Source organism: Galactobacillus timonensis (assembly GCF_900240265.1).
GTDB lineage: Bacteria > Bacillota_I > Bacilli_A > Erysipelotrichales > Erysipelotrichaceae > Bulleidia > Bulleidia timonensis.
In genome coordinates this window covers 2,173,641-2,197,801 of sequence record NZ_LT964739.1, presented here as the reverse complement: position 1 = coordinate 2,197,801, position 24,161 = coordinate 2,173,641, and the positions used below count along the sequence as shown (strand labels likewise).

25 protein-coding genes, 1 pseudogene and 1 other annotated feature are annotated in these 24,161 nt (G+C 47.7%); of the genes and pseudogenes, 20 read left to right on the top strand and 6 right to left on the bottom strand.

All coding sequences use genetic code 11. The annotated features are described in order from the left end of the window. Nucleotides 1-201: 201 nt before the first annotated feature. Nucleotides 202-555, bottom strand: coding sequence for a hypothetical protein (locus C1714_RS10445; protein WP_102343102.1), 354 nt, complete (start codon nucleotides 553-555; stop codon nucleotides 202-204). A gap of 1 nt (nucleotide 556) precedes the next feature. After that, complete coding sequence (locus tag C1714_RS10440; protein ID WP_245305117.1) at nucleotides 557-1,546, bottom strand: IS30 family transposase; 990 nt, start codon at nucleotides 1,544-1,546, stop codon at nucleotides 557-559. Between C1714_RS10440 and C1714_RS14440 the strand changes: the two genes are divergently transcribed. After that, the gene (locus tag C1714_RS14440) at nucleotides 1,517-1,774 is read left to right on the top strand and encodes a hypothetical protein (RefSeq protein ID WP_245305118.1); all 258 of its coding nucleotides are present in this window, start codon (nucleotides 1,517-1,519) and stop codon (nucleotides 1,772-1,774) included. The two genes, C1714_RS10440 and C1714_RS14440, sit on opposite strands and share 30 nt — an antisense overlap. Before the next feature lie 18 nt (nucleotides 1,775-1,792). Here C1714_RS14440 and C1714_RS14700 read toward each other — a convergent pair. After that, a pseudogene (locus C1714_RS14700) lies at nucleotides 1,793-1,855 on the bottom strand (hypothetical protein); the annotation flags it as partial. A 351-nt stretch (nucleotides 1,856-2,206) separates the two neighbouring features. Here C1714_RS14700 and C1714_RS10435 point away from each other — a divergent pair. The 14 genes from C1714_RS10435 (at nucleotide 2,207) to tnpC (ending at nucleotide 15,565) form a co-directional block, all read left to right on the top strand. Further along, the gene (locus C1714_RS10435) at nucleotides 2,207-2,704 is read left to right on the top strand and encodes a hypothetical protein (RefSeq protein ID WP_102343100.1); all 498 of its coding nucleotides are present in this window, start codon (nucleotides 2,207-2,209) and stop codon (nucleotides 2,702-2,704) included. A gap of 732 nt (nucleotides 2,705-3,436) precedes the next feature. After that, nucleotides 3,437-3,781, top strand: coding sequence for an IS66 family insertion sequence element accessory protein TnpA (gene tnpA / locus C1714_RS10430; protein ID WP_102343094.1), 345 nt, complete (start codon nucleotides 3,437-3,439; stop codon nucleotides 3,779-3,781). Then, complete coding sequence (gene tnpB / locus C1714_RS10425; protein WP_102343093.1) at nucleotides 3,774-4,163, top strand: IS66 family insertion sequence element accessory protein TnpB; 390 nt, start codon at nucleotides 3,774-3,776, stop codon at nucleotides 4,161-4,163. The genes tnpA (C1714_RS10430) and tnpB (C1714_RS10425) overlap by 8 nt, the downstream gene beginning before the upstream one ends. An 87-nt stretch (nucleotides 4,164-4,250) precedes the next feature. Beyond that, the gene (locus C1714_RS10420; protein WP_102343092.1) at nucleotides 4,251-4,646 is read left to right on the top strand and encodes a hypothetical protein; all 396 of its coding nucleotides are present in this window, start codon (nucleotides 4,251-4,253) and stop codon (nucleotides 4,644-4,646) included. Nucleotides 4,647-4,664: 18 nt separating this feature from the next. Then, a complete protein-coding gene (locus tag C1714_RS10415; RefSeq protein ID WP_102343099.1) occupies nucleotides 4,665-6,644 on the top strand; it encodes an IS66 family transposase in 1,980 nt (659 codons plus the stop codon). A 172-nt stretch (nucleotides 6,645-6,816) separates the two neighbouring features. Beyond that, a complete protein-coding gene (locus C1714_RS10410) occupies nucleotides 6,817-8,121 on the top strand; it encodes an RNA-guided endonuclease InsQ/TnpB family protein (protein ID WP_102343098.1) in 1,305 nt (434 codons plus the stop codon). Nucleotides 8,122-8,844: 723 nt separating this feature from the next. After that, nucleotides 8,845-9,060, top strand: coding sequence for a leucine-rich repeat protein (locus C1714_RS14695; RefSeq protein WP_102343213.1), 216 nt, complete (start codon nucleotides 8,845-8,847; stop codon nucleotides 9,058-9,060). 19 nt (nucleotides 9,061-9,079) lie between these two features. Next, nucleotides 9,080-10,426, top strand: coding sequence for a DUF1351 domain-containing protein (locus C1714_RS10400; protein ID WP_102343097.1), 1,347 nt, complete (start codon nucleotides 9,080-9,082; stop codon nucleotides 10,424-10,426). Continuing rightward, nucleotides 10,423-10,872, top strand: a complete 450-nt coding sequence (locus C1714_RS10395; RefSeq protein WP_102343096.1) for a hypothetical protein — start codon at nucleotides 10,423-10,425, stop codon at nucleotides 10,870-10,872. Before C1714_RS10400 ends, C1714_RS10395 begins: the two co-directional genes overlap by 4 nt. 64 nt (nucleotides 10,873-10,936) lie before the next feature. Beyond that, a complete protein-coding gene (locus C1714_RS10390) occupies nucleotides 10,937-12,145 on the top strand; it encodes a BRCT domain-containing protein (protein ID WP_210115298.1) in 1,209 nt (402 codons plus the stop codon). 350 nt (nucleotides 12,146-12,495) lie between these two features. Beyond that, the gene (gene tnpA, locus C1714_RS10385) at nucleotides 12,496-12,840 is read left to right on the top strand and encodes an IS66 family insertion sequence element accessory protein TnpA (RefSeq protein ID WP_102343094.1); all 345 of its coding nucleotides are present in this window, start codon (nucleotides 12,496-12,498) and stop codon (nucleotides 12,838-12,840) included. Further along, nucleotides 12,833-13,222, top strand: coding sequence for an IS66 family insertion sequence element accessory protein TnpB (tnpB, locus tag C1714_RS10380; RefSeq protein WP_102343093.1), 390 nt, complete (start codon nucleotides 12,833-12,835; stop codon nucleotides 13,220-13,222). Before tnpA (C1714_RS10385) ends, tnpB (C1714_RS10380) begins: the two co-directional genes overlap by 8 nt. A gap of 87 nt (nucleotides 13,223-13,309) precedes the next feature. After that, nucleotides 13,310-13,705 (top strand): hypothetical protein, encoded by a 396-nt coding sequence (locus tag C1714_RS10375; protein ID WP_102343092.1) that lies wholly within the window; start codon nucleotides 13,310-13,312, stop codon nucleotides 13,703-13,705. Nucleotides 13,706-13,723: 18 nt separating this feature from the next. Beyond that, entirely contained in the window at nucleotides 13,724-15,565 is a 1,842-nt protein-coding gene (gene tnpC / locus C1714_RS10370) for an IS66 family transposase (protein WP_102343091.1), read from the top strand. Between the two features lie 553 nt (nucleotides 15,566-16,118). Here tnpC and C1714_RS10365 read toward each other — a convergent pair. From C1714_RS10365 to C1714_RS10355, 3 genes are read right to left on the bottom strand one after another with little or no spacing between them, the layout of a single operon-like run. After that, nucleotides 16,119-16,916: an ABC transporter ATP-binding protein gene (locus C1714_RS10365; protein ID WP_102343212.1), complete on the bottom strand. Its 798-nt coding sequence runs from the start codon at nucleotides 16,914-16,916 to the stop codon at nucleotides 16,119-16,121. A gap of 11 nt (nucleotides 16,917-16,927) precedes the next feature. Continuing rightward, nucleotides 16,928-17,881 carry an ABC transporter permease gene (locus C1714_RS10360; RefSeq protein ID WP_245305097.1) on the bottom strand — a complete coding sequence of 318 codons (954 nt, stop codon included), beginning with the start codon at nucleotides 17,879-17,881 and terminating at the stop codon, nucleotides 16,928-16,930. A 3-nt stretch (nucleotides 17,882-17,884) separates the two neighbouring features. Further along, on the bottom strand, nucleotides 17,885-18,895 hold the full coding sequence (locus tag C1714_RS10355; RefSeq protein ID WP_210115297.1) for an ABC transporter substrate-binding protein: 1,011 nt from the start codon (nucleotides 18,893-18,895) through the stop codon (nucleotides 17,885-17,887). A gap of 246 nt (nucleotides 18,896-19,141) precedes the next feature. On the opposite strand from C1714_RS10355, the gene C1714_RS10350 reads away from it, so the two are divergent. The 5 genes from C1714_RS10350 to ruvX all read left to right on the top strand — a co-directional run bounded on the left by C1714_RS10350 (nucleotide 19,142) and on the right by ruvX (nucleotide 24,115). Continuing rightward, on the top strand, nucleotides 19,142-19,372 hold the full coding sequence (locus C1714_RS10350) for a hypothetical protein (protein ID WP_102343089.1): 231 nt from the start codon (nucleotides 19,142-19,144) through the stop codon (nucleotides 19,370-19,372). Nucleotides 19,373-19,413: 41 nt separating this feature from the next. Continuing rightward, nucleotides 19,414-19,615: a binding site (T-box leader), on the top strand. Nucleotides 19,616-19,683: 68 nt separating this feature from the next. Further along, the gene (gene alaS / locus C1714_RS10345) at nucleotides 19,684-22,329 is read left to right on the top strand and encodes an alanine--tRNA ligase (RefSeq protein WP_102343088.1); all 2,646 of its coding nucleotides are present in this window, start codon (nucleotides 19,684-19,686) and stop codon (nucleotides 22,327-22,329) included. A 130-nt stretch (nucleotides 22,330-22,459) separates the two neighbouring features. Beyond that, on the top strand, nucleotides 22,460-23,365 hold the full coding sequence (locus C1714_RS10340) for a helix-turn-helix domain-containing protein (RefSeq protein WP_102343087.1): 906 nt from the start codon (nucleotides 22,460-22,462) through the stop codon (nucleotides 23,363-23,365). A gap of 64 nt (nucleotides 23,366-23,429) precedes the next feature. Continuing rightward, the gene (locus C1714_RS10335; protein ID WP_102343086.1) at nucleotides 23,430-23,696 is read left to right on the top strand and encodes an IreB family regulatory phosphoprotein; all 267 of its coding nucleotides are present in this window, start codon (nucleotides 23,430-23,432) and stop codon (nucleotides 23,694-23,696) included. Further along, on the top strand, nucleotides 23,693-24,115 hold the full coding sequence (ruvX, locus tag C1714_RS10330) for a Holliday junction resolvase RuvX (RefSeq protein WP_102343085.1): 423 nt from the start codon (nucleotides 23,693-23,695) through the stop codon (nucleotides 24,113-24,115). The genes C1714_RS10335 and ruvX overlap by 4 nt, the downstream gene beginning before the upstream one ends. Nucleotides 24,116-24,161 lie beyond the last annotated feature (46 nt).

The window sequence follows — 24,161 nt, the reverse complement described above, 5'->3', positions numbered from 1 at the left end:
TTCGCCATCAAAAGGCGATCGAGCTTTACTGACCCAGCACTGGGTTCTTTAAAGTCCGGTCGCCTTCGCGCTCATTATATTGTCCTGCTCTTATGAAATAAGTTCACCCTGTATTAGACGCTTACTTACTTTTTCGGATAAAGTTATGTCGACTGGTATCTGCTGGTCTATTCGGTGGTCAGATACAGCCGTGACAGGGCACTAACCGACGACTGGTGTGCCGTGCTTCAGTTTGCGCAGATGTTTGATGATCGTATTGACTTTAGGCCTGGATCCGGATGGATAAATGCCATATATGTAATGTCTGTTATCGAATTCATTCTCACAGACATCTCCCATTTCGTAATAATCCCAGCTTTCGTTATATACGAGAGACATGATGAGATCCGGGCCGCATTCAGATTCATACCCCATCACATAGCACCAGCGTGCGCATTCGATATCCCAGATCCACATAATCACCTGTGGATTCTCAACATCCTTGTAGAGAGGCAACACTGTACGAAGAGTGAGGAGAAGCTCATCAGATTCAAAAGTAGTGTGGTGGTTTCTCATTTCAGTTTTCCTCCTTTTCACAGAAAAGCCATGTGGACTTCAGAGATTGATTCAGCTGGACAAAACGAGGATCAATCCATCTGATACAGAAGTACTTCTCGATTACGTCCTTTCCCAGAACGGAGCTGAATGCCTCAAAGGGTGAGAGGTTATTCAGCTTTTTTCTGCGCTCGCTGTTGATATGGCTATACATGTAATCAATAAACCCCTGATCCAGATCATCAAATGATGTCCCTTTGGGCAGAATTCTGCGTACGTATTCATGTGTCACTTCACAGCATCCCTTCTGATAGGGCGAAGAAGGGTCGCAGTAAAACACCAATACACCGAACTTTTCAATCTCTTTCGGATCAGAGAATTCAGAGCCATTGTCAAACAGCCAGACGGAAGGAAAAACTTGATGGAACTTATCGCAGCCTAATGATTCATACAGGCTGTTAATGATCTGAGTTACAGACTCCGAATTGTTATGATCCCGCAGGAATCCGATCTGAAAAGACCATTGCCGCCAGGTGAGGGTAAGAATGCACTTTCCTCCTTTAACCCCTTCAACCGTATCTCCTTCTAGGACAGGCTCATCCGGATGCTTATCCATGTATCTTAAAAAGTCATCGTAAGTTCGGCCGATGCGGCAGCTGCGATCTACCTTCTTTTCCACGGATTTCCGCTTTCTCGGCCTCATTCGCACAGTTCGTGGCATATCGATAGGGCGAGCAGAGATCAGCCCGGCATTGACCAGGATATAAGCCTGACGCTCAGAAAAATTGAATACCTCTGGTTCAGAAACCATGATGTGGTGAATAGACTGACCTTTGCGAATGCGCGGAGAAAGAAGCACGTCGGCTTCATGAATCTCCTGCTCCGTGAGATTCAGACCTGAACGGGAAGAAGAGCGCAGTGTTCGGGCGGCTTCCTGTGCTTCTGCTGCTTTGTAGAAATACTTTGTCAGAGGGCACTTCCCATGGATAAACTCATTGCAATGGTTGCACACATAAGGAGGGCGATCCGGTTTGGGGCATACTTCTTTTCTGTAATCCTTGCAGACGGTATTGCAGTTGATCGATCTGCAGTGAGCACAGGATTTCCCTCTTCTTCGGCATGTGGTTTCCATTGCTGCGCAGAGATTGCAACGCTTGCATTCTTTGCGAAACGCACAGCTGTTCCTGCTGAAACGTCCAGGGCGGCCATCTTCAACTCGGAAATGCCTGATCTCTCTTGAAACGGTAGAAGTGGTAACACCAATCTTACGAGCGATGGCAGAAAGAGATAATCCTTCTGAAAGAAATGATTGGATCTGCATTCTTTTATTAAGATCCAGCTTAGAAAAAGCAGTCATGATGAAAGTTCCTCCTAGTTCTTTCATCGGCTATACCTGACCTGAAATCATTATTCGGAATCAAAGCAACTGATTGCAACAGCATCATGGTTTCTGTTTCGATTAAGTTAATGCAACAGATCCCTTGCGTTCACTTCTGCAATTGAGTATCATTTCAATGGAAACTATAAAGAATATTATGAGAGGGTGTTGAGACAGATAATCTGATATAAAGTCTGTAATATTTTCAGGGATACTTACTTGACGATATACAGTTTATCGCAATCGTAGTCATTTGGCTCATCAGTATATTGAACCATTAGGAGGAGTAATAATATGCAGGAATGGATGTTTTTCAAAATTCAGTACAAGAACAAGGAAGACGCAGAACAAGCTGCCAAGGTTATTTCTGATTTCGCCAGGGAGCATCAGGATTGGGGATGGCCTGCGATGGAAAATCTGAGCGATGTGCAGGTTGAAATAGGAAACTACATCATGCCAGCCAACGATGTAACCTGCGAAGATTTCCTCGATTTCTATTATTGCAAAAACGATGCCATGCAGGCGGAAATCAGCCTGTGGTTCGGGACACAGACAGGCAAAGACGAAATTCATTTTCCTACACTGCTGGCAATGGTGCTTGCAAAATCCATGCCGGACGTCTCATTCACTGGTGAAGGCTCGAATGAAAACTCATCTGACAATTCGTACCAACCATACGAAAAGTACAAATATACCAAAGCCACAGGCGTGTTGAAGTGTGTCAGAAGATTTTATGAAACCCGGGATAAGGAAGAATACACTTTTACTGTCAATAAAAAGCATGGAACCTGATTGATGCAGATTCCTAATTCACGAGCAAACAATCTGGAATCGTTGATGTAATTAAAAAAGCCGTATTTGCATAAAGTGGTCCCTGTAGATCCGCGGGCTGTTTATGGAATCACCCGATCTTATGACCAAAATCTCTGGGATCGGGAGTGGAACCCAAAGGACGTTAGCTGACCTGTGGAAGATCAACAGGGTCTTGTACCCTCTGCTTCCTATGGCAGTCTGACGATCCTGACATAAGTCTGAGAAACGTTAGTGCAGATGGGTACATAAGTTTCGGCTTGTGTGCTGTGCTGTCACCGAATCGTTTAGCAGACGGAAGTCTGAGGGCACACAAGCCCTTGGAAGCTCCGTCTATAGTACGTTAGGACTTAGGCGGGGAGGTTCACATTTAAAATCTGAAATCTCGCTAATATTTTCTGAACCATGCTATCATTTAATCGATAAAGACATACTTTGAAGCCCTGCATTGCAGGTCATTCCATTGAAGTTACGCACGCAACCATTTCTCTGCGTGTGTGATCAGAACGCCGTGAATCGGCTGAACTTCTGCGGAATGCTTACGCATAAGCAGCGGGCAGATGGGTATGTCTTTTTTGATGCCTGAATGGCTGAGAGGAGGACAAATCATGACATCAATCGAACGTAAGCGCCTAATACAAGGTGAACTGAAATGAAGAGCACCTCTGGGTAGACTGATTGTGATTATCAATCAGAAACCTGGAGGTGATTTTCATGAAAGGATTGACGCGTCAGGAAAATGAAGAATACTGGCGGAAGCTTGTGGAGGAATGGAAACGGCGCAGCCCGGAGATCAAGACCAGAACCTGGTGTAAGGAACACGGAATAAAGGAACGCAGATTCTACTATTGGGCGAAGCGGATCAGAGAGCAGGAATCGAGCAGCTGTGATGTTGTGGATATCACAGAATATCTGGAAAGCCCGGCATTGCCTGCTGCGATTTCTGATGCAGAATCTGCTCCGGTTCAGATTGAAGTGAACCGCTGTAAAGTGACAGTGAATCATCCTTCAAGCGAGAGCACGCTCCGCATGGTGCTTCGGGTGCTGAAAGATGCTTAAAGACGGAACTGGATTCTCGCGGGTCATTATCTGCTGCGGCCGGGTTGATCTTCGGCGCGGAATGGATGGACTGGCAGCCTACGTGAGACTTAACTATGAACTGGATCCATTCGAAAAAGGAGTCCTCTATCTCTTCTGCGGAAACCAGTGCGATCGGATTCGCGGGATCTGCTTTGAAGGGATCGGAATGGGAATGTATACCCTTCGGCTTTCCAAAGGCAACCGATTCCAGTGGCCGCGGAATAGTGATGAAGCCAGACTGATCACTCCTGAGCAGTATCAGAGACTGATGGCCGGAATCGCCATTGAGGGAACGATCAGAGAGACATTTCCGAACCGTAACAGAACTCCAGAAAATAATGATAAGAGTGAGACAAAGTGACATTTATATTCTACAATGTCACTTTTTATTCTTGACACGTGTCATAACAAGTGATATATTATTATTGCAATGTAACTTGGAGGGCTTATGGCACAGATCAGGCAGTATCACAAGGACACCGATACCACTTACGTTTACGAATCGGAAAGCTACTGGGATCCGGAGAAGAAACAGTCACGCTCCAGAAGAAGAGTGATCGGAAAGATTGATCCGGCAACCGGTGAGATTATTCCTACTGGAAAGCGCGGGAGAAAGCCAAAAGAAGTTCCTGCTGTGACTGCCGCTGCAGCAGATCAGGAAGAACTGAAAAAGCAGTATGAGGAAAAATGCAGAGAGAATAAAGAACTGCAGCTGCAGCTGGCAGAGTGCGAGGAGAAACTGCGCAGCCTGCAGAAAACAAATGATCGGCTTTTATATGCACTGAAGCAGACTGACAGTCTGGCAGAACGGATCAGAACAGCCAGCAGTGATCTTCTGAAATAATCCCGGAGAACTGCAGCTATGGTGATGACTTCTTCTGAGCTGAATGAGCTGAATCGGAAACTTCCGGAACTGAAAAAGCCGGAGCTGAATTGCGCTCTCAGGAATGTCATCGCTTCTCATCTTGAAGTTCTTGCGATTCTTGACGGTCATGAAGAAGCCGAGAAAAACATGACCCGGGATTATCAGACAATGAAGGAATTGTCAGAAACCCTTAAGCGTGAGAATGAACGGCTGAGCGGCTTACTTCAGAAGTGCACGGAGCAGCTTCAGATGCGGAATAACGATCTGTTCGGTCGCGGAACAGAAAAGCTGTCAGAGATTGCACAGGAAGAAGAAATCGCAGAGGATCCGCTGGCAGAAGAAGCGGAAGAATCTCCGAAAGCACCGGTTATTACTTCAAGATCTGCGTTTTCTGATCATAAAGGTCATGGCATACGGAAGAAAGGACAGCGGGAGAAGGATCTGTCCGGTCTTCCGGTCCGAAACATTTACCAGATCAATCCTGATCAGCTGAACGAACAGTATGGAACCAGCTGGTATATCTTTTCCTGGAAGAAATACAGGACCGTTGAATGCGTTCCGAGCCGTCATTATGTTCAGTGCGTCTATGTTCCTGTCATTTCGCATGGAACGTGCTGCAGAGAGATTGAATATACCCCTTATGAAGGAAAGCCTCTTCCAGGTTCTATTGTTTCATCATCGCTGCTTGCCGATATTCTGTATTCCCGATTCTGTCTGTATGTGCCGTACTACCGGATGGAAAAAGACATGGCCGCAGAAGGTTTCCGGCTGACCAGAGGAACGATGTCAGTATGGATCATGACATTCACTGATCAGTGCTTTCTCCCGGTATGGCAGTACATGGCTGATCTTCTGAAACAGCAGGACCACCAGCAGGCAGATGAAACCTTCGGACGTGTGATCAATGACGGAAGGTCCGCAGGGTCAACAAGCTATTACTGGCTTCATACTTCCAGCGAGTTCTATACCGGCAATAAGATTATCTGTTTCTGCTTTGAGCTGACCCGCAGCACGGATCATCTCAGAGAATTCTACGGAGATGATTTCAAAGGAAAGATCACCTCTGATGCCTATGCGGCATATTCGCTTTACGCCTCCGAGAGAAATGGGTCTGTCATCAACACATTATGCTGGATGCACTGCCGCAGAGAATTCATCCGTGCAGCACGTCTTCTGAATTCATCAAAGCTCAGAGAAGAAGAACTGGAGACCTTTCCGGAATTCAAAGCGATAGNCGAGAGAAATGGGTCTGTCATCAACACATTATGCTGGATGCACTGCCGCAGAGAATTCATCCGTGCAGCACGTCTTCTGAATTCATCAAAGCTCAGAGAAGAAGAACTGGAGACCTTTCCGGAATTCAAAGCGATAGAACTGATCCGCAGAATTTATGTGGAAGAGAACAAGCTGAAGGATCTGTCAGATGGAGAAAGACTCAAAGGACGCCAGAAACTGGTTAAGCCGGAAGTCGATGCCTTCTTCGGATACATGCATTCCCTGGATTCAGAGGATCCTGCTTTCAGCGAGCATCTTTCCTCTGCAATCAGATATGCCCTGAACCACGAAGAAGGACTGCGGGAGTTTCTTGATGATCCGCAGGTACCGCTGGACAATGGTTTTTCCGAACGAAGTGTCAGAAGTATCTGCCAGCTCAGGATGAACTCTCTATTCAGCTATTCCATCACCGGAGCAGAAGATAATGCGATCATCGAATCCCTGGCAGAAACGGCAAAGGCAAACCATGCCAATCCGAGAATCTACTTTCAGTATCTGATCGATCGCATGATGGACAGAAACAGATCTGCCCGCATTACAGAATCGTTTCTGAAAGAACTGATGCCCTGGAGCGATTCCTATCATGAATATGAAGCCGGTAAGAAGCGAGAGATCGTTGATTACATGGGAACCGGTCCAGACAAGCCTCCGAAGGTCCGGGTTGTGGATGGAAAGAAGAAATTGATACAGCCATCTGCGTAAATCAGATTCGCCATCAAAAGGCGATCGAGCTTTACTGACCCAGCACTGGGTTCTTTAAAGTCCGGTCGCCTTCGCGCTCATTATATTGTCCTGCTCTTATGAAATAAGTTCACCCTGTATTAGACGCTTACTAAGCGATGATCAGAAAGATCTCTTTTCATGGTGCGATATCATGTGCCGGAAAGCAAAGCTTCTTTCTAATGCTGCGACGTTTCGTCTGCGGCAGCACTATACGGCCTATGGCAAAGAAGAGGCTGATCTTCAACCCGCACAGCTTGAAGTAGAGGAAGAGATCCGCAGAACAATTGCCTCAACGGGAATGACGGCACCGGGAAGACAGATTGGTTATGCCTTCCTGGAAAAGCTGATGCGTGTCAACCAGAATCCCGACTTCTTTGGCGGTCTGCCTATGCAGGCGGCACAGCATGTGCTGAAAATGCGGACTGGTGACTTTGCCAGCTGGATGGCCGCATGCAGGTCTTATCAGAAGAATCCGTCTCTGTTTACTGGGAGACCGAAGATGCCGCATTATGTCAGGGGGGATCTGACAACAGTATGCTTCACAAACCAGGACTGCCGGATGAACTATAAGGATGGAACTCCGTATCTGAAGCTACCGATGACGGATGCCGTTGTTCTGCTGGGCAGAGTACCTTCGCAAGGCAGAATGAAAGAGGTTAAAGTTGTTCCGTTTTATGAGAAGTTCCGTATTTTGGTTACGTTTGAAGAAACCGTAAATATGAGTCTCCCGCAGGGTACACATGCGGGTGCTATTGATCTTGGAATCGATAATATCGCAGCTTTCGTAAGTAATGATGGTTCGCCATCGATTCTGTACAAGGGCGGTTATCTGAAATCCAGGAATCAGTGGTACAACAAGCAGATGGGAGCCTGCAGGAGCACTCTTATGGGAGGTCACGATCCGAAAGCCTATCGATGCCCGACAACAAAAATGATGCAGAGTCTTGGCAGAAACCGTGCGCTCCAGATGCGTGATGAGTTGCATAAGATCAGCTCTGACATCGTCCGGCAATGCAGGATCCGGCATATCCGGTATCTGGTGATCGGGAGAAACAAATTCTGGAAGCAGAAGACCGGCATGTCAAAGCAGTCCAGCCAAAACTTTGTACAGATTCCGCTGTACAGTCTGATCCGCATGATTCGGTATAAAGCGGAACGGGCCGGCATTGTCGTCATTGAGCAGGAGGAATCCTATACTTCCAAAGCGAGCTTTCTGGATCAGGACGATATTCCTGTATATGGGAAGAATGATGCCAATGTGTCCTTCAGCGGAGAACGTATCAAGCGAGGACTGTATCGTTCAAAAAACGGCACTGTCATCAATGCCGATCTGAACGGCGCAGCCAATATTCTAAGAAAGGCAATGCCCTTTGCCTTTGCAGGAATTACCGATTTCAGCTTCCTGCAGAATATCAGGGTCATGAATTTCAAGGATTTTCATGACTGCATGGCATAACAGCCAGCAGACAAGTAGTCCTGTCAAAGGGATAGCGGGTTCGTGACGGCCCCTGATAGGAGGCATTCCCTGCATTGGTATTTTGTAGAAATACAAAACTTCCAGTTCAGAGAGTGCAGCACCGTCTTAAGAAGCTCCATCCATATTGTTTCTCAAATATCGGTGGAGTGAGTCACGACAAGATTCCGGAAGAATGCTGCTGTATCGTAAGGTTTATCTCAGAAGATCACCTAATTGCTGAACTTGCTGAAGAAAGGGAGGAGGAAGATGATGAATGATGCTGTCTCCAGAAGCGTTCAAATCGGCTAATGAGAACAAGACGCTGGAAGAATGCTACTAGATCCGTAGGGGAATAATGGAAGAGCTTCTCAGATATGAGTACAACGAAGTCTCAGGCACTGAGTATCTCATTATGCCTTCTCCTGAGACGATTTATAACATGAACAACACATATCTCATGAAGATCTGTGCAATAATTGAGGGGAAGTTGGATGAAATCAATGCTGATTAAGAGCAAGAATTCTCGTTTATAAAGATTTATAATATTCATAGCAATAACTTTTGTGGAAAAAGCAAACAATCAATCGATTTGTGAATATATGTAGCTAGGGGGAACGACAATGATATATGACTTATTTAGTGGCTTGGAATTAACTGATAAACTGCAAAAATTACCTTTTGGTAAATCAAATTGGAGTATAATCGCTAGCATATCAACGAACTATAAAATCCCTAGAGATATCTGAGGGGGTAGAAAGAATTAATACGCGTGCCTTTTTCTACAGTTCTTCATTTGAAACAATTCATATTCCTAAAAGCATTTCCTTTATTGCGAAAGATGCTTTCATCGGATGCAAAGCAACGATTATTGCTCCAATTAACTCATACGCAATTGAGTTCGCAATAGGAAACAACATCCCTTATATAGTGCAGACCTAATAAATGTGAGGCGAAATTAATGAATGATTTGGAACTAATTACGGTAGAGAAGCCAGGTGTTTCATCAGTAGAAAACTTTGATGAATTGAAAAGTCAGTTGAAGCAGAATCTTACAAAGTATAAAACAATCGTATATACACCTGATAATTACAAGGAAGCAAAGAAAGATAAGACTGAGTTGACAAAGCTTAAGAGGGCAATAGATACAAAGCGTAAAGAAATCAAATCAGTCTATATGGCACCTTATCTAGAAACAGAAGCCAAGATTAAAGAACTGGTCAACTTAATTGATGAACCAATCAGACTGATCAACGATTTTCTGACACAAGTTGATAATGCCGAAAAAGCAGAAAGACATGATCAGGTTGTTGCATATTACAGACAGCATTCAATGAATCTGAATGAAATGGCAGACAGGTTGCTGGAGTCACCGTATTTCTATGAGTCCAAATGGGACAATAAATCAACAGGTGTTAAAACATGGCAGGATGAAGTTAAAGCGAAAGTCATTCAATCAGAAAAAGATATTTCTTCCATTCAGGCCACCGGCGGGATGAATACGGCAGCGTTGCTCACACGGTACTTTGAGACATTGGATATCAAAGAAGTTAAAAAGTATCAGAAGGAACTGGAAGATGCTGCTTCTATTGCTGGAAATACTGTTTTCAGGAGCGAAGAAGACGACAAGGTCGTTGGCTATAAAGTATTAAAGATTTCGGGAACAAGGAGTCAGATTACACAGATCATGGATCAGATGGAACTCCTGGGTATTGATGTGGAAGAAATCGAAGACGGAATGCCGCAGGATTTCACGGAATTGCATACTCCTGATTTTGATTCTTTTGTGGCATTTGATATTGAGCATTCCGGAACATTCGGAGCTGCTAATGGAGATGTTCCACCGGAAATTACGGAAATCGGTGCGGTCAAAGTTGTAAATGGGAAGGTTGTGGATCATTTTGATATGTTGGCAAACCCTGGCAGGAAGATCACACCACAGAATGAAAGACTGACCCATATCACAAATGAAATGGTCAAGGATAAACCTCCGGTTTCAGAAGTGATCAAGGCATTTAAAGAATACTGCGGAGATTTTGTCCTGGTAGGACATAACATCAAATCAGTTGATCTGCCGTATATTTCTGCTGCCGGCAGAAAGAATGGCATTGCATTCGAAAACGAATTCTTTGATACATATGTATATGCCAAGAAATTCAAAGAACAGGAGAGCTGGGATAATGTAAAACTTGAATATCTTGCCGGTCAGTTTGGTGTCGAAGACAATGCACATCACAGAGCCTACAATGATGCACAGGTGAATGTGGATGTATTCTTTAAACTCAAAGAGTTGGGAGAACAATCATGACAGAAGCAATGCCAGATAACATGCTCAAATATGAAAACTATAAAGAGCAGAATAAAAGACTGACCAAAGCACTACAAAATGAATTTTATCTGGAAGCCGTATTCATTGAATATGCAATCATGGAAGACAGGACGGAATCCATTCTTCGTTATGAAGGCAATACAATTAACAGCAATGGTTTTGTGTCAATTGATAGAAAGATTACCAAGATAGAGAAGATTGCTGAAAACAAGAAAGGCCTGGCAAGAAAGTATTTCACTATTGAATTTATGGAGCAGATCCGTACATGGAAGAATAAGAGAAACGGGTTGATCCATGCATTGATCAAGAAGAATACAACAACACAGGAACTGATCGATCTTGCTGAAGAGGGTAGACAGATAACGAAAGAACTCTGCCGGTTATCTACCAACTATAAACGGGCAGTCATCCGACAGGCAAAATAGTGATAGCGTATTTTATACGAAGATGTTCTGTAATCATTTAGATATACGAGGAGGATATAACCATATGTCAAAGACAGAATATACATCATGTGAAGGATTGAAATTTGTAGTAACAGGAAAGCTGAAAGTATTTGCTAATCGTGAAGAATTGATTGACTATATTGAATCAGAGGGAGGAGTTGTCGGATCCAGCGTGACCTCCAAAACAAATTATCTGATCAATAATGATTTTGAATCTCAATCTGGAAAAAACAAGAAGGCTAAAGAACTCAATATTCAGATTATTACAGAGAAACAGTTTCTTGATATGTTTGGAGAAAACTACATTGAGAAAGATGAAGATGAACCAAGCAACATGATCTCAGTCAAGTGTCCGGATGCAGATAAAAAGGATCTGGAAGATCTCCTGATGTGCGCGTATACGGAAATGATATTAAACGGTATGGGTATCGGTAACGAAGAAATAGAAACCGGACCAAATCCGTGGAATGTGGAATACGTACCGTTATCCCATGAAAGCAAAAGATTTACTGAAGCACGGCATGCAATTGTCGAAAAAGACTTGTGTAAGACGGAAAAACAAAAGGATAAGGTCATACTGCAGACATTAAGTGCAGATGATACGGCTTTTGTATTGGCTGATGTGCTGATGGGAGAGAATTCGTACAGTGATAATTTCGGACAAGACGATTCATCGCTGCTGCATATTGCCGAGATGATTAGGAAAACATATCCTGAAGCAATAATTGAAGGAGACATGGAATTCCAAGGGCCTGGGTATTATTACATAGAATATATAAGAACTAAAAACGGCAAGATTCAGGTCTGGAATTCGGAGGATCCAGAGGTCCGAACGGTTGATGATTGCAAGAGGGATATGCCGCCAATTCTGAAGAAAATCTCAGAAATGGGAAAAGCACAGTTATATTCTGTAATACGATTGTATGGAGTTGATCCCGAAACAGAGAATATCAAAGATAATCCTGTAGCTAATACTTGGGAGGAACTTCTGGACTTTTTTGTCAAACAGGACATTGATGAGATGTATGCTTCTTTGTGCAACTCCAATAGTACAGAATGGAAATCTGGAGCAAGGACTATGACGCGGGAAGAACTGTTAAAGTTCTTTGACAGTTCGGAAGAATCAATACTGGATTTTAGTGAGTTCTTTGACCGGTCAATAGAGTATGGGCTGAAATATCTTGAAAGATTGAAGGGGTTATCCGTCAGGAAGAGCAGCTATGTATACTCAGGAAGTGGAAAAAGCTTATAAACTGTCAATCGAAACAGTCAGTGACTCAGAGGATCTCGGAGATCTGTTAGGAGAACTGTAAACATTTATTTTCGCCATTTTCAAACTAAGTATTGTTATTTAGTTCAAACATAAAAATTTGCATAGAGTTATCGGGGTACAGATGGACCCGCTGGCGTGAAAAACGTCATCCCCGGCAATGATAATAAAACTGGAGGATGAGATCATGTATGAAAAACTGATTTCTTTTCTGCCCGAACTGGAAAGCGGTAAGGTTCAGTGTAAGCGTCTAATACAAGGTGAACTGAAATGAAGAGCACCTCTGGGTAGACTGATTGTGATTATCAATCAGAAACCTGGAGGTGATTTTCATGAAAGGATTGACGCGTCAGGAAAATGAAGAATACTGGCGGAAGCTTGTGGAGGAATGGAAACGGCGCAGCCCGGAGATCAAGACCAGAACCTGGTGTAAGGAACACGGAATAAAGGAACGCAGATTCTACTATTGGGCGAAGCGGATCAGAGAGCAGGAATCGAGCAGCTGTGATGTTGTGGATATCACAGAATATCTGGAAAGCCCGGCATTGCCTGCTGCGATTTCTGATGCAGAATCTGCTCCGGTTCAGATTGAAGTGAACCGCTGTAAAGTGACAGTGAATCATCCTTCAAGCGAGAGCACGCTCCGCATGGTGCTTCGGGTGCTGAAAGATGCTTAAAGACGGAACTGGATTCTCGCGGGTCATTATCTGCTGCGGCCGGGTTGATCTTCGGCGCGGAATGGATGGACTGGCAGCCTACGTGAGACTTAACTATGAACTGGATCCATTCGAAAAAGGAGTCCTCTATCTCTTCTGCGGAAACCAGTGCGATCGGATTCGCGGGATCTGCTTTGAAGGGATCGGAATGGGAATGTATACCCTTCGGCTTTCCAAAGGCAACCGATTCCAGTGGCCGCGGAATAGTGATGAAGCCAGACTGATCACTCCTGAGCAGTATCAGAGACTGATGGCCGGAATCGCCATTGAGGGAACGATCAGAGAGACATTTCCGAACCGTAACAGAACTCCAGAAAATAATGATAAGAGTGAGACAAAGTGACATTTATATTCTACAATGTCACTTTTTATTCTTGACACGTGTCATAACAAGTGATATATTATTATTGCAATGTAACTTGGAGGGCTTATGGCACAGATCAGGCAGTATCACAAGGACACCGATACCACTTACGTTTACGAATCGGAAAGCTACTGGGATCCGGAGAAGAAACAGTCACGCTCCAGAAGAAGAGTGATCGGAAAGATTGATCCGGCAACCGGTGAGATTATTCCTACTGGAAAGCGCGGGAGAAAGCCAAAAGAAGTTCCTGCTGTGACTGCCGCTGCAGCAGATCAGGAAGAACTGAAAAAGCAGTATGAGGAAAAATGCAGAGAGAATAAAGAACTGCAGCTGCAGCTGGCAGAGTGCGAGGAGAAACTGCGCAGCCTGCAGAAAACAAATGATCGGCTTTTATATGCACTGAAGCAGACTGACAGTCTGGCAGAACGGATCAGAACAGCCAGCAGTGATCTTCTGAAATAATCCCGGAGAACTGCAGCTATGGTGATGACTTCTTCTGAGCTGAATGAGCTGAATCGGAAACTTCCGGAACTGAAAAAGCCGGAGCTGAATTGCGCTCTCAGGAATGTCATCGCTTCTCATCTTGAAGTTCTTGCGATTCTTGACGGTCATGAAGAAGCCGAGAAAAACATGACCCGGGATTATCAGACAATGAAGGAATTGTCAGAAACCCTTAAGCGTGAGAATGAACGGCTGAGCGGCTTACTTCAGAAGTGCACGGAGCAGCTTCAGATGCGGAATAACGATCTGTTCGGTCGCGGAACAGAAAAGCTGTCAGAGATTGCACAGGAAGAAGAAATCGCAGAGGATCCGCTGGCAGAAGAAGCGGAAGAATCTCCGAAAGCACCGGTTATTACTTCAAGATCTGCGTTTTCTGATCATAAAGGTCATGGCATACGGAAGAAAGGACAGCGGGAGAAGGATCTGTCCGGTCTTCCGGTCCGAAACATTTACCAGATCAATCCTGATCAGCTGAACGAACAGTATGGAACCAGCTGGTATATCTTTTCCTGGAAGAAATACAGGACCGTTGAATGCGTTCCGAGCCGTCATTATGTTCAGTGCGTCTATGTTCCTGTCATTTCGCATGGAACGTGCTGCAGAGAGATTGAATATACCCCTTATGAAGGAAAGCCTCTTCCAGGTTCTATTGTTTCATCATCGCTGCTTGCCGATATTCTGTATTCCCGATTCTGTCTGTATGTGCCGTACTACCGGATGGAAAAAGACATGGCCGCAGAAGGTTTCCGGCTGACCAGAGGAACGATGTCAGTATGGATCATGACATTCACTGATCAGTGCTTTCTCCCGGTATGGCAGTACATGGCTGATCTTCTGAAACAGCAGGACCACCAGCAGGCAGATGAAACCTTCGGACGTGTGATCAATGACGGAAGGTCCGCAGGGTCAACAAGCTATTACTGGCTTCATACTTCCAGCGAGTTCTATACCGGCAATAAGATTATCTGTTTCTGCTTTGAGCTGACCCGCAGCACGGATCATCTCAGAGAATTCTACGGAGATGATTTCAAAGGAAAGATCACCTCTGATGCCTATGCGGCATATTCGCTTTACGCCTCCGAGAGAAATGGGTCTGTCATCAACACATTATGCTGGATGCACTGCCGCAGAGAATTCATCCGTGCAGCACGTCTTCTGAATTCATCAAAGCTCAGAGAAGAAGAACTGGAGACCTTTCCGGAATTCAAAGCGATAGAACTGATCCGCAGAATTTATGTGGAAGAGAACAAGCTGAAGGATCTGTCAGATGGAGAAAGACTCAAAGGACGCCAGAAACTGGTTAAGCCGGAAGTCGATGCCTTCTTCGGATACATGCATTCCCTGGATTCAGAGGATCCTGCTTTCAGCGAGCATCTTTCCTCTGCAATCAGATATGCCCTGAACCACGAAGAAGGACTGCGGGAGTTTCTTGATGATCCGCAGGTACCGCTGGACAATGGTTTTTCCGAACGAAGTGTCAGAAGTATCTGCCAGCTCAGGATGAACTCTCTATTCAGCTATTCCATCACCGGAGCAGAAGATAATGCGATCATCGAATCCCTGGCAGAAACGGCAAAGGCAAACCATGCCAATCCGAGAATCTACTTTCAGTATCTGATCGATCGCATGATGGACAGAAACAGATCTGCCCGCATTACAGAATCGTTTCTGAAAGAACTGATGCCCTGGAGCGATTCCTATCATGAATATGAAGCCGGTAAGAAGCGAGAGATCGTTGATTACATGGGAACCGGTCCAGACAAGCCTCCGAAGGTCCGGGTTGTGGATGGAAAGAAGAAATTGATACAGCCATCTGCGTAAATCAGATTCGCCATCAAAAGGCGATCGAGCTTTACTGACCCAGCACTGGGTTCTTTAAAGTCCGGTCGCCTTCGCGCTCATTATATTGTCCTGCTCTTATGAAATAAGTTCACCCTGTATTAGACGCTTACTTTCTTTCCTCCTTTTTTCTTTTCTTTTTTCATGAAAAATGAACATAGAATATTAGTGCTCATAGATTGCAAATATTATTCAGCTCAAAAATATGCATTTGCTGTTTTGCGTACTATGAAAACCAGATTGTTATTACACAGACGACAGCCGACACTGTTTCCAGGCAGCAGTCCGAAAGGATGGGAGGGTCAGTTGATTTTGCGCATAATTGCAAATCTGATAAGGTATCATAATGTGCAGAAGCGGCAAACATAACTGCATTGTGGCTGCTTCTGATTCCGCAAAATCTTCATGAGCATTACTGCAATTATGCCATCTGTTAATATGGGGTTATGTCTGCAATCACTGAATATGTGCAAATTTAATAAATACCGCATTGTATTGCAGGAATAATCGTTATAATAAATTATGCATATAAAAATTAATATTCGAGAAGTGCCTGATCATCGGCGTACTCTTCACCGGATACTTCGGCAAATTTCTTGAGAAGCGTTTCTACCTTGAGACGCTTCTTTTCTTCGCCGCGTACGTCGTAGATGATCCTGCCTTCATGCATCATGATGAGGCGGTTGCCAACGGCAATCGCATCCTTCATGTTATGGGTGACCATCAGGGTCGTCAGATGGTTTTCATCGACAACCTGCTGCGTCAGATCAAGAACGTTGCGGGCAGTCTTGGGATCCAGGGCTGCCGTATGCTCATCCAGAAGCAGAATCTTCGGCTTCTGCAGACTTGCCATAAGCAGAGTGAGCGCCTGACGCTGGCCGCCGGAGAGCAGTCCTACCTTGACGGTGAGCCGATCCTCCAGGCCCAGGTTGAGCCGCTTCAGCTGCTGGCGGTAGGCTTCGCTTTCTTCGCTGGTTACGCCCCAGCGCAGGCCGCGCTTCTTACCGCGCCGGGCGGCGAGAGCCAGATTTTCTACGATCTGCATGTCGGCGGCGGTTCCGGTCATTGGATCCTGGAACACACGTCCGATCAGGGCAGCACGCTGATAATCCGCGAGTCCCGTGACATCATGGCCGTCGATCAGGATGGCTCCGTCATCAATCGGCCAGACGCCGGCGATGGCATTGAGCATCGTACTTTTGCCGGCACCGTTGGAGCCGATGACGGTAATGAAATCACCATCCTCCATCGTGAGGCAAAGATCGTTGAGGGCATGTTTCTCGGTGATTGTACCGGGATTGAAGGTCTTGGAAACATGACGCAGTTCAAGCATTGTATGCATGATCACGCCTCCGTTTCATACTTCTTTGCCTGCCGTTTCGCTTTGGCAAAGGAGGAGCGCCGCTTGCCCTGCAGATAGGGAACGGCAAGGAAAATACCGACAATGACAGCCGTGAAGAGTTTGAGGAAATTGGCATTGAGCTTCATCCACAGAACCAGCACGACGATGATGTAGTAGAGAATGCCGCCGCACACCATGAAGGAGAGGCGACCCGCAAAATTCAGATGCTTGCCAAGCAGTGCTTCGCCGAGCACTTCGCCGATGATCACGGCCGCCAGACCGATGACGATGGAGCCGCGGCCCATATTGATATCGGCAAAGCCCTGAAACTGTGCCATCAGGCCGCCGGCAAAGGCAACCAGTGCATTGGAAATAGCCAGTCCGATGACATACATGGACTTGATGTTGATGCCCTGTGCCTTGGCCATTTCCGGATTGGCACCGGTTGCACGCATCGCGGATCCGTGCTCCGTACCAAAGTACCAGTACAGAACGGCAATCAGGATGGCGGCCGTAAGAATACCGGTCACCAGTGCCATCGGAATGGAGCGGGACGTGATGGCCAGGGTGGCTGTGGAGGCGGGAAGGGCCTTGTTGGCAGCCATGCCCATGATGGCAAGGTTAATGGAATACAGTGCGTATTGCGTCAGGATGCCGGAAAGAATCGAAGGAATGCCGAGCAGGGTATACAGGATGCCCGTCACGGCACCCGAAGCAAGACCTGCCAGTGCGGCAATCAGCATGGCTGACCATGGATTCCATCCGGCCAGAATTAACATGACCGTGACTGCGCCGCCGGTGGTGAATGTTCCTTCGACGGTCAGATCGGCGATGTTGAGAATGCGGAACGTAATGTAAACACCCAGGGCAAGGATACCCCAGATCAGACCCTGTGCGATGCCGGCAGGCATGCTGGCAAAAAGGGCTGCGGGATTTAATGCATAGGAAATCGGCACTGCTTATTCTCCTTCGTCAGCGGTATAGTCATCCGGAACCGTGATGCCCAGGGCCGTGCAGCGCTCCGGGTTGTAGAGCTTTTCCGGATTGGAGTAGTACTCAATCGGCATCGTGGAGATGTCGGATTCGCCCTTGAGAATCCTGGCAGCCATGGCACCGGTTGTCTTGCCAAGCTCATAGTAATCGATGGAGAGGGTGGCGATGCCGCAGCCTTCCATGATTCCCTTTTCGCCGGTAATGATCGGTGTACCCGCCTGGGAAGCTACGTTGTTGATGGCTTCGGTGCAGGAGGCTGCCGTGTTATCGGTCGGGATATAGAGAGCGTCACATTCGGAGCAGGCCTGCTGCGTGACGGAAGCGACATCATTGGAATCGGCAAAGGTGTAGACAGTGACGGTCTTGCCCTTTGCTTCAAGGGCGGCCTTGACTACATTTGCCTGATAGACGGAATTGGCTTCTGCGGAGCAGTAGAGGATGCCGATGGTGTTTGCATCCGGGAGCAGTTCATCGAACATGTCCGCCTGCTGATCAAGCGGAGCAAGATCACTTGTACCGGAGACGTTGCCGCCAACGGTGCCGTTGAAGTTATCGATGCCCAGAGCTACTCCGTATTCCGTAATGGAAGTCCCGAGAACCGGAATCGTGTCGGTTGCGGATGCGGCTGCCTGGAGAGCGGCTGTTGCGTTGGCCATGATCAGGTCGACGCCTTCGCTGACAAACTGGTTGGCAATCGTTGTGCAGGTAGGCGAATCGCCCGATGCGTTCTGATAATCGAATTCAACGTTGTCGCCAAGCTCTGCCTTCAGCTCATCTTCGAAACCCTGGGTTGCCTGATCGAGGGCCGGATGCTGCACAAGCTGAATGATGCCGACGAGATGGGTTGCCGTTTCACTTGCAGATGCGCTGCCAGCGGCTTCTGCAGTCGATGCGGCAGATGCGGAGCCGGAAGATCCACATCCAGCCATGGAAAGGCACATCATGGATGCCAATACGGATGCTGTGAATTTTTTCATAGTTTTCATTCCCCTTTGTAAGCTTTTACAACATTGAAAATATATTACAAAGATAGGTATTCGTCAACGTGCGAAAGAAGAATTGTGGGCTTGAAAACGCGTTTGTTTTCCAGCAGGATATAGATATGAAGTGTACCCCCTAATCTTCCTTGTCCCTGCTGCGGGGGAAAACTGCAGCTGGATCAAAGTAAATCATCTCCATGGCACGATCGCTATACCTGCAGAAAATGCAGCAGAACGTTTGTTGTGAAGTACAACTGGATTCTGTTGTTCATCGAGATGTTTGTGGTTCTGAAACTGCTGGATCTTTTGTCGAGAGCGATTGCGGGAAGAATGGTCTTTACAGTGGATCTGCAGCTGGCCGCCTTTTTGATCGAAATCGGGCTGGCTTTGATTTTTTCCAGGTTTCAGCCGTGGCTTCTGTTGAAGTTGAAAATCATGCGATTCGTGGATACGGAAGAAGAGAAACTGAGTTAGTTCTCTGTTTTCATTGGCCTTGTTTCATGCTAAGATATGCGGGAAATCGATGAAAAAGACAAGTAGGGAGCGTGACGGATCCTTAAGAGAGCAGATGGTTGGTGAAAATCTGCGGCCGTAGCTTTCTGAAGCTGCTTTGGATGAGCGCTTAATCGGCGCCGGAAGCCGCCGTTACCGGCATAAGTGAGGTGCGTCAGCGCTGCTGACGAAACAGGATGGTACCGCGTGATGAACGTTCCTGCAGTCTTTGCCGGAATGTTTTTATTTTGGTAAAGGCGGAAAAATGAAGGGAAACAGGAGATAGGAAAACGATGACGAGTGAAAACAGACAGCTGAGCGGCAATCAGATCCGGCAGATGTTCCTGGACTTCTTCAAGTCCAAGGGCTGCATGGTGGAGCCGGGCGCGAGCCTGATTCCGCACGATGATCCGACGCTGCTTTGGATCAATGCAGGTGTTTCGGCACTGAAGAAGTACTTTGATGGCACGGAGAAGCCGGCGAGCAACCGTATCTGCAATGCGCAGAAATCGATTCGTACCAACGACATTGAAAACGTCGGCCGTACGGCACGGCATCATACGTTCTTTGAGATGCTGGGCAACTTCTCGATCGGCGACTACTTCAAGAAGGAAGCCATTGCCTGGGCTTGGGAATTCCTCACAAGCCCCGAATGGATCGGCTTTGATCCGAAGCGTCTCTATGTGACGGTGTATCCGGATGATACAGAGGCTTACAACTACTGGGTTGCCAACGGCATGATTGAGTCCCATATCCGCAAGAGCGAGGACAACTTCTGGGAAATCGGAAGGGGACCTGGCGGACCGGATACGGAGCTGTATTACGACCGCGGTGAGCGCTTTGATCCAAATCATGTAGGTGAGAAGCTGTTCTTCGACGATGTTGAGAACGACCGGTACGTTGAGCTGTGGAACATCGTCTTCTCGCAGTATGACTGCCGTCCGGGCGAAGTACCCCGCAGCCAGTACAAGGAGCTGCCGCAGAAGAACATTGATACGGGCATGGGCCTGGAGCGCCTTGTATGCATGGTTCAGGATGGTGATACGAACTTTGATACGGACCTGTTCCTGCCGATCATTCATGCGACCGAAAAGTATGCTAAGCACAGCTACGATGAGCCGGAATACAAGATGGCGTACCGTGTCATTGCGGATCATATCCGTACCGTAACGTTTGCGATTGCGGATGGTGCGACGTTCTCGAATGCGGGCCGCGGCTATGTTCTGCGCCGCGTTCTGCGCCGTGCCGTGCGCTATGGCATTAAGCTGGGCATTGAGGATGCCTTCATGTACAAACTGGTCCAGGTGGTTGCGGACAATATGAAGGACTTCTATCCGTATCTCGAGGACAAGGTGGCTCTGATCTCCCATCTGGTGCGCAATGAAGAGGAGTCGTTCCATAAGACGCTGGCCAACGGTGAGGCGCTTCTGAATGATGCGCTGGCGAGCCATGCGGACACAAAGCGTCTTCCGGGTGAGGTTGTCTTCAAGCTGTATGACACCTACGGCTATCCGAAGGAGCTGACGGAGGAAATCGCCGCCGATGCCGGCTATACCGTAGATGAGGAAGGCTTTGAAAAGGAGATGGAGGCGCAGAAGCAGCGGGCAAGAGAAGCGCGCGGCAATCTGCAGTCGATGCACGGACAGTCCAAGGATCTGATGGACTTCGTGACGCCGTCTGTCGAGACAAAATATACGGATTCAACCTGTGAAGGTACGGTCATCGGGCTGTTCAAGGATGGTGTGTCCGTCGATGAACTGGAAGATGAGGGCGATGTCATCCTTTCGAAGACCTGCTTCTATGCGGAGTCCGGCGGCCAGACGGCTGATACCGGCAAGCTTTGGAATGACGTGTTCAAGGCCGATGTCAACGATGTCCGCAAGGCGCCCCACAAGCAGCCGATGCACCATATCGTCAATGTTGAAGGCATTCTTCATGTCGGTGACACTGTACAGGGTGCCTATAACTATGAAGACCGTCAGAAGACGCGTGCCAACCATTCGTCGCTGCATCTTCTGCAGAGTGCGCTGCGCCAGGTGCTTGGCAGCCATGTCGCACAGGCGGGCTCCTACAATGGACCGGATTATGCGCGCTTCGACTTTACGCATTTTGAGAAGCCGAGTGCTGAGCAGCTGAAGGAAGTGGAGCGTCTGGTCAATACGTGGATCGAAGAGGATCTGCCGATCACGACGCAGGTGCTTCCGATTGAAGAGGCGAAGAAGACCGGTGCCATCGCTCTGTTTGATGAGAAGTACGGCGATGAGGTTCGGGTTGTTTCGATGGGCGATGTGTCCAAGGAGTTCTGTGCCGGAACCCATGCGTCCAATACCGGGGATCTTGGTGTGTTCCGCATCATTTCCGAGGAATCGGTCGGATCGGGCGTTCGCCGTATTACCTGCGAGACCAAGATGAAGGCTTATGAAGACTTCCGTGCGCAGCAGGATACACTGAGCGACATCTCAGCATTGCTGCATCTGAAGGATGCGGCCGGCATCATCGAGCGGATTCAGCATCTGCAGGAAGAAAATGCGAAGCTGCGCAAGGCGGCTGCAGCTGCGGATGAAAAGGCCATGCTCGCGGATACCGACGCAATGCTCAGTAAGGCCGAAGACTACAATGGCATCAAGCTCCTGTTTGCACAGCGCAAGGACATGGATCCTTCGGCAATGAAGGATTATGCCTCGGCGCTGCGGGCGAAGCTTGGTGAGAGCGTTGTCTTCGTGACGAGCGTTGGTGATGGCAAGGTGACGTTTGTGTGCGCCTCGAGCAAGGGCGCCATTGCCAGGGGTTTGAAGGCAGGCAATCTTGTCAAGGCAGCCGCACAGGTGTGCGGTGGCAATGGCGGCGGCAGGCCCGACATGGCACAGGCCGGCGGCAAAGACAGTTCCAAAGTGGCGGAAGCCGAGGATGCGGTGCGTGCGCTGGTGAAGGCTGCTTAAACTACGTTTTCAGCTGTAAAAAGATAAGAACCGGGATGTGCAGTCGTCTGGCCGCGCGTCCCTTTTTTTGGCATTCCGGCTACTTCCTGTGTATGATAGGAAAGATGTGTTTGACGCGGCAGGAGGAACGATGAAAAAAGGATATATGGTTCAGGTGATTTCCGATGATATTGTCGGATGTCAGTACCTGGAACAGGATCAGAAGACAATCTCGGAAAAGGGATATGTGTGGCGGTCAAAGCAGGCAGCCGAAAACTCGATGCGTTCGGCTTCGAATCGTCTGAGTGGTCAGCATCCGGGTTCTTCGCTGCGGATTGTTGAGGTGGACGGTGACAATGGTCAGTCGGTGGCTGATGCTGATACGGATGGTGCCATGGAGGCGAAGGAGTCCGAAGCACCGATTCTTAGCCTTGATGAAATTGAGCGGATTGCTGGAAACTGGGCAGAGCTGATGGCACATTTTAACGAATATAAGAAGACTTACACGGCGCGCCTGAGGGAAGAGGATCTGAGGACTCAGGATCTTCTGCATTATCTGGAACTGAATGATCTGGCGGATGCGGAGGCGGTGGATGTGGCTCACCGGCTGAGTGAGAGCCGCCGGAAGCGCCGGGAGGCGAAGGATGCGCTGCATCTTCTGGATCTGATGGCCGGGGCAAGGTATGAGGCGCAGGCGGTGGAACGCGGCCTGGATAAGCTGGAGCACCGTTCGTACAATGTTCGCTTTGATGACAGTCTGCCGGTTGTTGAGGAAGATGGGAGCCTGGATGAGACTGTTTCGGATCCTGAGGTGGATATGAATCCGGCGGATCCTCAGGAAGAAGGTACGGAGTCGGATGAATATGCGCAGAATGAGGGGCTGAGTGAGCTGGATGTGCTGTCGCTGCGGGTTTATCAGGATGCGCAGGACGGTATGACGCGCGCGGCGCTGGCGGTGGCCTATGGTGTTTCCAAGTCGACGATCAGCCGCTATCTGAAGCGTGCGGAGGCGTTGTCTGCTGCGGAATCGATCGATGCGGACGATCTGCCGTTTTAAGTTCTGTCCGGTATACTTTTTCAGTTATTTGTTCTAAAATTAAGGAAATAACAGGAGGGGAATTATGAGCAGACAAGATGTTACCCCGACCGTCAGTTTTGATGCGGAAGAGGTTAGACGTGAGAATATCCGGCAGGTATTGATGCTGGTGCGTGATGCGCTGGATGAGCGCGGATACAATGCGATCAACCAGATCTCGGGCTATCTGATTTCCAATGACCCGGCTTATATTTCTTCGCACAAGAATGCCCGCAGCATCATTCAGTCGGTGGAACGTCACGAGATCATTGAGGAGCTTGTGCGTTTCTATCTTGAGGAAAATTCGAAGTGAAATATCTCGGGCTGGACCTGGGAAGTGTGACGTGCGGAATCAGCTGGAGCGAAACGGGCTTCATTGCCGGTACGGTAAAGACGCTGCGGTTTCCGAAGGATGACTATGATACGGCTCTCGATCTGATCCTGGAAGTGGTCAGGGAGATGAAGCCGGATCAGATCGTGCTTGGTCTTCCTTTGCTGGAAAATGGAGATGCGGCGGAGCGTGCCCAGATTTCGCTTGCCTTCGGAAAGGAACTGGAGAAGGAAAGCGGTGTCCCGGTGGCGATGCAGGATGAGCGCAACACGACGCAGGAGTCGGAGGAAATTCTTCTGATGGCCGATGTTTCGCGGCGTCATCGCAAAAAGAAGATCGATCAGCTGGCGGCGGTACAGATTCTGCAGAGATATCTGGACGCGCAGGGATCCGTGAAGTAAAACAGGAGGCGTAGTATTGCACGCCTTTTCTTGTGCATTGATTAGG